Origin of the sequence: Pseudomonas sp. ACN8 (genome assembly GCF_002303925.1) — a bacterium.
Lineage (GTDB): Bacteria > Pseudomonadota > Gammaproteobacteria > Pseudomonadales > Pseudomonadaceae > Aquipseudomonas.
In genome coordinates, this window is sequence record NZ_MRCS01000012.1 from 15,374 (window position 1) to 27,514 (window position 12,141).

The 12,141-nt window shown below is 56.0% G+C and carries 5 protein-coding genes; 1 reads left to right on the top strand and 4 read right to left on the bottom strand.

Annotated elements, in window-relative coordinates; all coding sequences use genetic code 11:
* Nucleotides 1-52 precede the first annotated feature (52 nt).
* Nucleotides 53-1,123 (top strand): tRNA epoxyqueuosine(34) reductase QueG, encoded by a 1,071-nt coding sequence (gene queG, locus BSF44_RS08795; protein WP_095943170.1) that lies wholly within the window; start codon nt 53-55, stop codon nt 1,121-1,123.
* A gap of 31 nt (nt 1,124-1,154) precedes the next feature.
* Here the strand turns inward: queG and BSF44_RS08800 are convergent, their stop codons facing one another.
* The 4 genes from BSF44_RS08800 to BSF44_RS08815 all read right to left on the bottom strand — a co-directional run bounded on the left by BSF44_RS08800 (nt 1,155) and on the right by BSF44_RS08815 (nt 11,961).
* Nucleotides 1,155-6,038, bottom strand: a complete 4,884-nt coding sequence (locus BSF44_RS08800) for an RHS repeat-associated core domain-containing protein (RefSeq protein ID WP_095943171.1) — start codon at nt 6,036-6,038, stop codon at nt 1,155-1,157.
* A 43-nt stretch (nt 6,039-6,081) separates the two neighbouring features.
* Nucleotides 6,082-7,062, bottom strand: a complete 981-nt coding sequence (locus BSF44_RS08805) for a hypothetical protein (protein WP_095943172.1) — start codon at nt 7,060-7,062, stop codon at nt 6,082-6,084.
* A gap of 161 nt (nt 7,063-7,223) precedes the next feature.
* On the bottom strand, nt 7,224-11,240 hold the full coding sequence (locus BSF44_RS08810) for a dermonecrotic toxin domain-containing protein (RefSeq protein WP_095943173.1): 4,017 nt from the start codon (nt 11,238-11,240) through the stop codon (nt 7,224-7,226).
* 109 nt (nt 11,241-11,349) lie between these two features.
* Complete coding sequence (locus tag BSF44_RS08815; RefSeq protein WP_095943174.1) at nt 11,350-11,961, bottom strand: trimeric intracellular cation channel family protein; 612 nt, start codon at nt 11,959-11,961, stop codon at nt 11,350-11,352.
* Nucleotides 11,962-12,141: the final 180 nt, after the last annotated feature.

Consider the following 12,141-nt stretch of genomic DNA (forward strand, 5'->3'; position numbering starts at 1 on the left):
CTCCGATGTCTGGCAGAATTATACGCACCTCAGCTCCGGTTTCTCTCGTCTCATGCCCGCTATTACCACAGACCTGCCCGCCCTCGCCCAATCCATCAAGGACTGGGGCCGAGAGCTGGGCTTCCAGCAAGTCGGCATCAGCGGCCTCGACCTGGCTGAGCATGAGCAGCATCTGGAACGCTGGCTCGAAGCCGGCTACCACGGCGAAATGGACTACATGGGCGCCCACGGCAGCAAACGCTCGCACCCGCAAGAGCTGGTGCCGGGCACTTTGCGCGTGGTTTCGCTGCGCATGGACTACCTGGCCGGCGACACCCAAATGGCGAAAGTGTTGGCCCAACCGGAAAAAGCCTACGTCTCCCGTTATGCCCTCGGCCGTGATTACCACAAGCTGATTCGCAAACGCGTGCAACAACTGGCGGAAAAAATTCAGGCCGAGATCGGACCGTTCGGCTTCCGCGCTTTTGTCGACAGTGCCCCGGTGCTGGAAAAAGCCATCGCCGAACAGGCGGGGCTTGGATGGATCGGCAAAAACACTCTGGTCTTGAATCGCAAGGCCGGCAGTTACTTTTTTCTCGCCGAACTGTTCGTCGACCTGCCGCTACCGGTCGACCCGCCCCACGCCACCGAACATTGCGGCCGTTGCAGTGCCTGTCTCGACATCTGCCCGACCAACGCCTTCGTCGGCCCCTATGTGCTGGACGCCAGACGTTGCATTTCCTACCTGACCATCGAACTCAAAGGCGCGATCCCTGAAGACCTGCGGCCACTGATCGGCAACCGGGTGTTCGGTTGCGATGATTGCCAGATCGTCTGCCCGTGGAACCGCTTCGCCCGGCCATCCGGTGAAAGCGACTTCAAGCCGCGGCACAATCTGGACAATGCCGGGCTGGCGGAACTGTTCATGTGGGATGAAGAGAAGTTTCTCAGCAACACCGAAGGCTCGCCGCTGCGTCGGACCGGTTACGAAAACTGGTTGCGCAACCTGGCGGTGGGGTTGGGGAATGCGCCTTCAACGATTCCGGTGCTGGAGGCGCTGAAGGCGCGACGGGAGTATCCGTCGGAGCTGGTCAGGGAGCATGTGGAGTGGGCGCTACAGCAGCATGCTCTACGTGCCGTTTAGGCCTATCAACATGAGTCCCATGACCAGACTGTTACCATTGAGGATCGTGTGATCCGATCTGCTTGATGACCACCCTCATTTCCGTTCGATACTCCAGGAAAAAAACCCGGTCGAATCCGCCGAGACGCGCATGGATATGGTGTGGTTCGGAGATCAACGCCGGGACCTGCCTGGATCTCCCGCCTGCATTCGCCGCCGCCTGATTGCTCGCCCGGACTTCACTGACAACTCTCGTATAACCGCTGTAACCGGGGTACGGATCATAACTGTTGCCCAGATGGGCTCTTGCGGACTCGTGAGGGCTCAAGCCCTCCTCTACCCCCCTTTTGAAGTCGGCATATTTGCTGCGTGCAACATTGCCGGGTCTTCCGTTCGGGGTGAAATCGTTCCTGCCAACATCATCCACTAACGTCCATCTTTCCGGTCCTGGCGCTTTCGCGGCAGCTTGCGGCGTTCTGCTACCCCCTCGCGCCCCTTTGGCCACCCCCCTTCCTCCACCTGCCAACACCCCCGGCCGATAACCGAATGCCGAGACGTTGGTAGGCGGTGTGGTCAGCAATTTGCTGCCCCACTGGGTGTATGCCTTGGTGGCGGCAAGGCCACCCCCGACGAATGCCCCAAGACCTGTCGCCACACTGATCCAACCCAACACCTCACCTGCCGCCGAGGACGGCATCAGTTCTGTGGCAACCACACCAGCGATGCCGGTCAGGCCGGAAATCGTCCCCAGTCCAAGCGCAAGAATGGCCAATGGCGTTGCAGCGCCAAAAGAGGCAAAACTGGCGACGATTCCCACCACCGCCAGCGCAATGCCCAGAATACTTTGCCAGGAGAAATTCCCTGTGGGATCGACCCGATTGATGGGGTCGCCCAGGCAGTAGGCATACGGATTCAACCCGCCCGCACCGAAAGGACTCAGGCTGTCTGGACCGAGAAAACGCATCAAGGCCGGACTGTAGGCGCGATGTCCATTGCCCAGTAGATACAGCCCTGTCACCGGATCAAGCTGCTCGCCATTGAATCCAGCCAGGCTGAACAACCCGCCTTCCGCCAGACGATGCCCATAGGGGCTGTAAACGATTTCGCTCTGTTCGCTTGCCGTGATTTCGCTCAGAACAGACTGCTGCCGATCGGTACCGGCCAACCTGAACTCCGGGTTTGTCCCCGTTTGATGCCGTCCCAACAGAAGGCCGTCCTGACGCAGACAGGTGATCGCCTCGTTGTCGCACACCTCATTGATGACCCGCCCGTCGCGATAGTAGCGCTGAGTGGATAACTTATCCGCCGATGACAACTGGACAAGTTTGTCCAGGGCGTCATAACCATAACCACGCAAGACAGCGCCTTGCGCACTGGCCACTTGCGTTAGTCGCCCAAAAGCATCGTAGGTCAACCTGCGCGCCTGCTCATCCCGAACCAGTTGGCCATTTGCGTCGTACTCAAGGGTCACCGGCGCCGGGTAGTCCCCATGGCTATGCTTGATGCCGACCAGCCTCGTCGGATCGACCTCGCTGTATGCGTAGGTTGTCAGGTTGCTGCCACCGGGAAATTCGGTTTTCAGCGTCAGGATGTTATCCAGTGCATCGAAAACATAGGTTTGCCGAATGATCTCCTTACCCTGGAAGTCGCGCGGCCGCAGCGATCCTTCGCACTGGTAATCCGTGAGTCGTCCACGTACGTCGTAGGTAAACAACTCGTCGCGAACAACCAGGTCGCCATTTTTCAGGGTTTTTTGGGCCAGCTTGTTGCTCAAGGTGTATCGCGACGCCAGGGTTTGCGTGACGTTCCTGCTGGAGTCAAAACTGCGCAAGACTTCTCGCCCCAAGTCGTCGTAGACCAAACGGGTTATCAGTGAACTGCCGCTATCAGGATCCTGGGCATGGATGCTGACTAACTGCCCCAAGGCGTTGTAGGAAAAATCTGCCTTTACCTCATCTTGTACATGGGTTTCGGGGCGCCCGAAGACGTCGTAGGTCGTCTTGTGTTGTTTACCCAGCACATCGGTATAGGCCAGCAACCGTCCGGCCAGTGAGTAGCTGTATTCGGCCGTGGCCTTTTTCTGGCCTGTCCCGGTTGATGTCTCACGCCGCAACTTGCCGGAGCGACTGTATTCGAAGGTCGATGTCCGGCCCTGCTCACTACAACCGATCAACGCCCCCTGCCTGGCTTCATAGGTGTAATCGGCCTCGAGTGCCGGGCCGGGGAGCGGAGCATTCTCGCCCCCCAAGGCCTCGCGCCGAACCACTTTGCCACCCAGGTCACGCTCATAGGTGTACTTGATACGCTCACCGCTGTGCCTGATTTCGACCACAGGGTGCTTCGAGTCATCGTCATATCGCAAGCCGGTTTCCCGGCCACCCACTTCGCTCCGGGTAAGCCTGGCGAGACCATCGAATGTCTGCTTGCCAATGCTTTGCGTCCCCACTTTGATTTCAACGGGTAATGACAGGTGACTGTGGCTGGCGTACCTGGTCTCCACGGTTGTGCCATCGGGCAACACACTGCACAGCAACCGGCCAAAAACATCGTACGTGTATGTCGTGGTGTTTCCCTCGGGATCCGTCTGGCTGACAGCGCGGCCAAGCCCGTCATAGACATGCATCGTCTTGCCCAGGCTTTGCCCCGTGCGGTCGAACACTTCGACACTGACTGGCTTTTCGAAATCATTGAACTGCGTAACCGTTTTGCCAGCGCCTTCGGTCCAGCGCGATAGTTGTCGGGTCACTGGATCATGGTTGTCGTGGTGCTTGAGGCCGTCCTGGGAAAGAGTGGTCTGGATCTGCCCCCAATCATCGAAGACAAAGCTTTGCTTGAGGGGCAGCGCGACACCAGCGAGCCAATCGGTGCGCACTTCTGCGACAAGCTCACCGATCCCGTCGTACTGCGCCGTAAAAACCACTCGCAAAGGTCCATCTGCCGAGGAATCACTGTCCTGCTCCTCGATTGTCACAACGCGCCCGACACCGTCGTAAGTTACCCGCTGCTGCACGCCGCTGGCGTCGGTGTTAAGCAATGATGCGGGTGAGGACTTGGTCGCAGCTGTGCACAGCGAATGGCGCCGCGCCTGGTATTTTGTCCCTTCGGCAACGGTTTCAGCCAGGGGGCGACCCATGGTGTCATAGACGAAGTCTGTGGCGAGCCCCTCCTGATTTTTCCCGGACACCAATACCCCACTCAATGCCGAGTAGGTCCTGGAGTCTGTCGTTCTTGTTCCGTCGAAGCCGGTCAGTACTGTCTGCACGAGCAGATTCGCGGCCTGCACGGTGTAGGAAAACTCGCAATGGGTCGCATGCCCCTGCTGCGTGCGGGTCTGTTTTTTCAGCAGGCCCCGCCGATGAGGTTCATCCGACAGAGCGAAATAAGCCAGATCCGTTTGCAAGTGCAGCGTTTCAACATCCGCTGTCTGCTCACAGAACGCCTCCGCGACAGGCACGACATGTTGCGGCGAGCTTCCAGCCGGCCCCTTCAGCAACTGATAGCGATAGCGAGTGATGGTCACAGGAGCTGGCGCCAGCCCTTTGGGGCCCTCGGCAGGATGGACCGTACGCTGCTTCTCGAAACGGACAAAACCCAAGGGATCGGCGGGGCAACCCTCAGCGCCGGATGCCGCGTAAAACTCGCTGACTGTGGTAACGCCGGAAGGATCGACCTGCTTCAACAAATTACCGAACCTGTCGAACTCCGTTCGCGTCACCTCTTCGCGCTGCTTGCCCGTACCTTCATTCCTGTACAGGTCGGTGCGACTCAACGGCAGGCGAAATTGCGCGGGTTGCTCCGTAATACTTTTGCCCGGGAGGAGGTGATACTGCGTCGTTGATGACGTCGTAGCCTGCCCGCGCCGAGTCACCTGCGAGAGCAGCAGATGATATTTGTTGTAAGTCCTTACCGTCGTGGAGCGGAGGGTTGTGCCTTGCATCCGCCGCTCTGTCGAGGTGTAGCAATAGTCCTCCGCTGCCGCACTCAGGCTGTCCTGCTCCTGCGACCAGACAAGCCCATCATCGAACCCGAGAAAGTTATGCGTGGAGAATTCGTACTCCGTCACGATGGCGGGTTGTTTGACCTTCGGGAACACGGTGTGCGAAATCACGTACGGCAACGTCTCGACAGGCGCCCCGGGTGGGAAGGCGTGACCGTCTTCAGCATAACCAATCAACTCACGTGCGCCCAACGCCGAGTTCACCTCAGTCAGGCAAAGAAACCCCTGCTTTTGTTCATAGGCAAATGACCATCGTTCTGCGGTCGGCAGTCTGATCTCGGAAACCTCGCCGTTACTCAGTATCAACGTAAACTGTGCTTCACATTCCGTACCGGGATAGCGAGTGAGGACGACTTTCGCGTCGCTGTAGGTAAGGCTCAGTAAAGCTTGTTCGTTACTTCTGAGCGCAACCAGTACCGGCCGACCCTGGTGCGCGGCGTAGTCCAGATAGATTTCGCCGCCATTGGCTGCGACGATCCGCTTCGGCACTGCGAAGCCAGTCTGATCGAAGTCTTCGAGTTCTTCCCGCAGACCGCTTTTATGCCGCAGTGAATACTGACCTGCGACGGAGCGGGTGACGTTGAAATCCTCCACATGGGGCTCGGTAAATTTGAGCCCATCAACAACCGGCACCGCTTTGTAACTGTCACCACCGGATAACGACAGCGTATTGTTCACCCGATCATAGTACGACAACGGCAACGACCATCCGGCCCCCAATCCGCTATCAATGGTATTGAGCGGGCTGAACTGAAGCCTGATCTCCGGCGACGGCCCATTCAACGCCAATGAATTGATATTACCCAGCGATAAATTGAACGTGTACAGGCCGGTTCGGGGGTCAACCCCGCCACTCAAAAACTCGGAAAAGTTAAAGGCATTGGAAAAAATAGGCGTATTTGTTTTTTCAGACATACCATCATCCTGATTGATGTGCATCAATGCTCGTTGAATACAAACATTTTTAACTCAACGAGAACAGCTAACCCCTCTCGAGAACAAAATAGTTTGGAAAAACAGAGTTATCAAAACGCAAGCACAAATCATGTCCCGTACCAAAAACATCGTATACGGTAAAATAAAATAAACCTTTTTTACCTACATACTCATCAGCAGTAAAATCCAGAGTCACCCCCTGAACAATGGACAACATGCCTTTTCTATCATTAATTGGAACACGGTATATCTGAGGCCTATTCGATTCACGCCCCGAAGGAAGAACCACGAACAACTCTGCCTCATCAACCCCTCCAACATGGCAGACCGACCTCCACCAGTAAGCATTATCCGAATGATACCCACGACACTCGAACGCCAAATGATTTCTGGAAAACACATTAATGCTCGCATCAATCCGACTTGACCACCCAACCAGCTTTATCTGTTTCCCTTCGACATTCAATCCCAAGTAAAAATGGGTAATCGTCGTCGCAGAAACAGGACTGCTTGCAACTGCACTCAAGTTAAACTTCGCGAAATCATAAACAACCGGAGGTTGTGCCTCGATTGTTACGCTACTGGTTGCGCTGAATCCGGCTGTTGTACCATTGGTACGAATCACTACATCATTCAAGATGACCACGGCACCAATCTGCATATCCAGGGCGACCGAACTGGAAACCCAATAGGTAATCACCCGGGTGTAGGGATCCACGGGTGGTGGTTCGTCCTTCCAGTCCAATGGAATGTTATATAACTCTCGCGAGAAACGGTTGGGAGCGCTGGCCTCCCAGCCATCCCCCAACAACTCTCCGGTCTTGTAGTTGATTAACCTCACCGTCAGATAAACCGACGGCGGCAACATAACCTTCTTGCCGCTCCCATCAACGGCAGCAAGTAACACTTGAACCCGGACCTGCATCCTGCCATTGGCATAAATCGTTTTTGACCGCGCGCCCGTTCCACCGTCAAGTTGTACTTTGAACGTAGTTATCCGTGCCGGCCTGGAATTTTCATCCACCATAAATCGACTCCCTCTTGCGTGATCAAATAATAGCTTGAAGTTATATGAAGGGCCGAACCGAGCGACTTAGACCAGCCCCACACAGATAAAACTACATCAATGATTCACGAGACAGCACACAGAAAAGAGTCAAACCATGTAAACAGCATCCACATCAAAACTCAACCTTGGCCTCCATCGCTCTCCTCACCACTACTGATAGCACTGTCTGCGGAGCCATCTTCAAAGTCACTTGAAAAACTATCTTCCTCGGATGGCAACTCATCAAATCGAATCAAGATCTTTCTATCCAGGCTCGCACGATCAAGATACTCATTAATTCCTGCAATAGTTTCCAACCCCAAGGGATTATCACTGAGATCCACATCAATGGTACGAGTATCCGGAATATCAAAAAATTCGTCCGGCACTTCGATGATGTCATTGGACGTCAAATCAACTCTCGATAAATATTCAAGACCAGACAGACCAGATGGCACTTCAGATAACCCGGCATCATGCAGATAAACGTCACGCAGCCCCTTCATGAATCCCAGATGCGGACTGATCCCCAATGGATTGTCATTGAGACTCAGCAACTTCAGGCTTTCAATGCGTGACAGCCCTTCTGCTGCAGGCTCGGAAAGACGCAAGGCGCAACGGTTAAGCGTCAATGACTCCAGGCGGCGCATCTGAAAAATTTCCATGGGGAAAGTCTCCAGGTTGATCCCCTCCAGTGTAAGAAACTGCAGCCCGGTAAACCCCTTTAGAAAACCATGCCCTTGCAAGGGCTGATGATGGCTTCCCAAGACCAACTCGGTCACATGGCTAAAATCGGCGGACAGTTCCGGCAACTCGCCGATGATGTCGAGGTACAGATAAAAGTGGTAAGGCTCATACGGGCTTGCGGAGGTCTGCTTGCGCGACCAACTGGCTTTGAGCTCTTCCATGAAGGCCTGTCTTTTGCGGACTTGATCCTCGACAGTACCGGCATCCAGTGGCAAACCGGTGAGCGGATGACGCTCGGGGACTGCCTTGACCCAGATCTCCAGCTCATTGACCAGCGTGAGGTACTCGTTTTCCAGGCGGGTGACGGCCTGCAATGGATCCCCGGTCATGCGCTCGCTACGCAAGTCCGCCAGATCCTCTTCAGACAGCGTTGGATAAAGCGCACGCAAGCGTTGCTCGATGGGTCGCGACTCGACCGATTTGAAATCCCCACCGCCCAACAGATAACCGGACCGTCCTACCGCAAGCCCCATGGGCGAACGGGCGTCCGGGCCCACTGGCGGCTGGGCAAACAGTTTTCGCAGCGTAGCGCGCGAGGGTAACGGTTGTTGCTGGATCAATTGTTTCAACTCACTGCCCCGGCTCGAGTAGGACAGCCCCAACGCCGAGCGTTGCCCGTCGGGAAGCGCATGCATCACCGCGCCATAGAGGGTGTCGAATCCATGCAGTTGCACGCCAAAGGCATCATGGGCCTGATACTTGCCGTTCTGTCTGACCAGCACTCCAAGGACAGGCGCCTCGGGACTGCCAACGCTGTCCAGCAATGTGCCGGTGAACTGTTCGCCGCGCACCTCAAGGCGAACATGGGGTGACCAGCCGCTGATTTTTTCGAACATATGCAGTGCGATCCTGTCACTGTCCGGATGACTGACGGCTTCCAGATAGAGGCCCTCACACGCGCGGCTGAGGCGCAGCTCTCGCAAATAAGACAGTGCTTCGTACGCCATTGGTCGGCTTATTCCGAGTCGGTTGTGAATTCGCAAATGCTCGGAAGCGCCGGCATTGCGCCATAGCTCCTTGCAAATGGTTTTGGGCAGCTCGGGAAAAACCCGCCGTAATTGTCGGATTTCCTCTTCGGTGCTGTGTTCGAACGCAAGTTCCCTGGCATTGAACAACTCGGAACGATGCACCTTGGCCCAGTCAGCCATGCGCGCACGCAGTAGCGCGCAGCGAACTTCAATCGCCGGCAGAGAATCGCCAGACGTCGGGTTCACACCCAGCAGCTTTTTCAACGTTGCATCGTCCAATGACTCAACGATGGCTTGCAGGCCCTTGCCATTGCGCAATTGACTTTCAAATATGCGGACCCCATGCATCTGTAGCAATTGAGCCTGCATCTGCGGTTCGACACGCGCATACACCGCAGGATCGGCACTCAACAGTTGGGCACGCAATGTACTGATTCGGTCATCGAGCCTGAACCGCCGAATGCTGTCCTCAAGCAACGCAGGCGGGCGCCGAGAGTGAACATGCAAGTCCCGCAGCACCGCCTCATCGATGCCACTCACTGCAAGAATGCGCCTTGCCGTGATATCGGAAAACTCCGCAACCGAGTGTCCAAGACGCCGGAACAGTTGCGCACCTTGCCACTCCATCGGGCGCTCGACTTCATGGGCCCAGGCGCCTTCGCCGTTGTGGGTCAGGCGCGGTCGATAGGCGGTCGGCCGCTCCGGGTGGCGCACGTGGTAGGCGCCGCTGTCAGGGTCGGCAGCCACTTCATAAGTGCGACTTTCAAGCGTGAGGAAAGTCTTGCCAGCGTGATGCTCAAGACCCAGTTCGTCCGTAGCACCTCCCATCGGTAGCGAGACCGATTGCTCGTAAGGCGCAAGGTCAGGATTCCACAAGCGTGTGCGTCCGTCGTGCAGCGTCACCGGCTTGAGCCCCTCGACAAATGCCGAAGGCTTGATCGCCAGCACTCTGCCAACCACAGTCGCCGCCGTTCCGAAAGCCGCCAGTTGCGCCAGGTTTTCGGCGATGCCCAGCAAATGGTCGGCCGCCTCGGCGACCTGCCCCTCGGCCCAATCGAGAATGCCGGTAAAGGTATCGTCCAGCAATTGATAGGCGGTGTAGGCCAGCATCAACTCGCCCGCGAAAGGCACGAACGGCACGGCCACCAAGGTGGCGACCTGAAGAATGATGGACGCCACGTTCTGCAGACTGTCCCAAAACTCCCAGCGAGACTGACGGTCTTCGTCCGCTGTGGGCACAGCGATATTGCGTGCGTCATTGAGGATTTTGTTGAGCGCGCCCTGATACAACCATTGCCACGGATCACTCTGAACCTTATGCATGTGAAATCGCAGTACGGGTTTATCAATTGGCGTATTGCGCCAGGCGGGTCGTGGATCTGCTGGTTGCGGGGGATGCCACTTCACAACGTTCAATTGCTGGTCGAGCGCGGCAAAAAACGCCCCGCGCTGCGCATGATCAATAAACCGTGCAAAAAACCTTTGGTAGACCGGAGAGCGCAGTTGCTCAATCAATGTCGCCCTGAACGCCAGCGTCGACGGATATTCCTTGATCGGGTGCAGTGGATCATCGGGGATGTAAACCAAAAGCGGCTCAACCCAGGAAGAACGCTCCAGATCACCGGCCAGCAGCATGATCCCGGTCAGCCGGGCCGTCATGATCTGCAACTGATAACAATGCATGCCCGGGCTGCGCACCCCATCAAGCAGGCGCAACAGCAAGACCTGTGAATCCGCGCAAATATCCCCTTTCATCCGCGCCAACAACACCGCCGCTCTGAACGCGTCCTTTTGACTGGTTTTTACTCTGTATTCCAGGACGGCCTTGGCTACCGCATCCGTCGGTAACAACATGGCTTCCAATTGCTGTGAGTACTGACCACCGATATCCAGATCGCGGCAAGCCAAAATAAACGCATCAATACCTATCTGCTTATTAAGCGACAGAATACTGAAGTGACCACGAGCATCGGGCTCACTGATAAAACAGGACGCACTGTCAAAATAATTCGCAGCCGACTCCTTCACTTCGAAGTTATGCAACGCTGCATCAAGCAGAGAAAGGGTTTTAACTTTATATCCATTCAAAATTCCCGTTGGCAGGTAGAGCCGCAGAAACGTTCGGGAGACATCCAGTTCAACTCCAAATCGATCTTTCAACGCCTTCTGGAGCAAAGGCTCGGCAAACCGACGGGCATCGGCAAGCGGCTCGAACACTTTATCCAGCCTGGACTGCGACAACCAGGCAGTCTTGACAGCTTGGGCCAGGGCAGCGTGAGAGGCCTTTGAGGCGGTTCTGTACCAATCAGCAACGGCCACAGGCGCTTGTCGCAGCGCCAAGCGTCTGTGAGGTAACGCCTGGATCAGCCAGTTCGGGATTTTTTCTTCGATGAATTGATTACGACTATTACCCGTGCAAGTCTCTGAACATGCGTCAACCATTACTTGTCGCCTATAAACTGAAATGAAAATTCAGCTTATAAAAAGCAACAGTTCATAAAGTGCTAAATAATTACCGCACATTCTCTTGCAGCAACAAGAGCTATAACACTCAATGCTCGTCGTTATAAACAAACTTGGGCATTTCCCAGTGGAAACGGATCGCCAGCAAGCGCAGCAAAAACCCACCGAACAGGGTGATCAGAATCGATTGTTCACCGGGTAATTGCAGGTAGATACACAGCATGTAACACCATGCCGCCGCAAACGAAACACTGGCATAAAGTTCACGCCGGAAAATCAGCGGAATATCGTTGCAGAAAATATCCCGCAGGATGCCGCCGAATACGCCGGTGATCACACCGCTGACCGATGCCACCAACATGCCATGGCCCATTTCCAGGGCGGTGATGCAGCCAATCAGGGTGAACGCCACCAGGCCCATGGCGTCGAGTACCAGGAACAGTGAACGCAGATGCCGCATCCAGCGCGCCGTGAACACCGTGATCATGGCGGCAGCCGTGGTCAGCACCAGGTATTCCGGGTGTTTGACCCAGGTCAGCGGGTAGTGCCCGAGCAGCACATCTCGCACCGAACCGCCGCCCAGCGCCGTGACGCAAGCGATCAGCACTACACCGAACCAGTCCATGCCGCGCCGGCCGGCAGAGAGGGCGCCAGTCATGGCTTCGGTGGTGATGGCTATCAGGTAGAGCATCAGCAGCATAGTGGCGGTCCTTGCAGAAAGGCGCGCAGTCTACTCAGTTCATCCAGGCACCAAAAGAGGGCGCCCGAGATTCGCCTCAGCCATCCAAGGTGACTGAACTGACGTCATCGCGAGCAGGCCCGCTCCCATAGGGGCGGCGCTGTACCTGTGGGAGCGAGCTTGCTCGCGATGGGTCCGGTA

Excerpts from the sequence above, each read along its gene's own strand:
- queG (WP_095943170.1), top strand. The coding sequence starts at position 53 with ATGCCCGCTATTACCACAGACCTGCCCGCCCTCGCCCAATCCATCAAG.
- BSF44_RS08805 (WP_095943172.1), bottom strand. The coding sequence starts at position 7,062 with ATGGTGGATGAAAATTCCAGGCCGGCACGGATAACTACGTTCAAAGTA.
- BSF44_RS08815 (WP_095943174.1), bottom strand. The coding sequence starts at position 11,961 with ATGCTGCTGATGCTCTACCTGATAGCCATCACCACCGAAGCCATGACT.
- BSF44_RS08800 (WP_095943171.1), bottom strand. The coding sequence starts at position 6,038 with ATGCACATCAATCAGGATGATGGTATGTCTGAAAAAACAAATACGCCT.
- BSF44_RS08810 (WP_095943173.1), bottom strand. The coding sequence starts at position 11,240 with ATGGTTGACGCATGTTCAGAGACTTGCACGGGTAATAGTCGTAATCAA.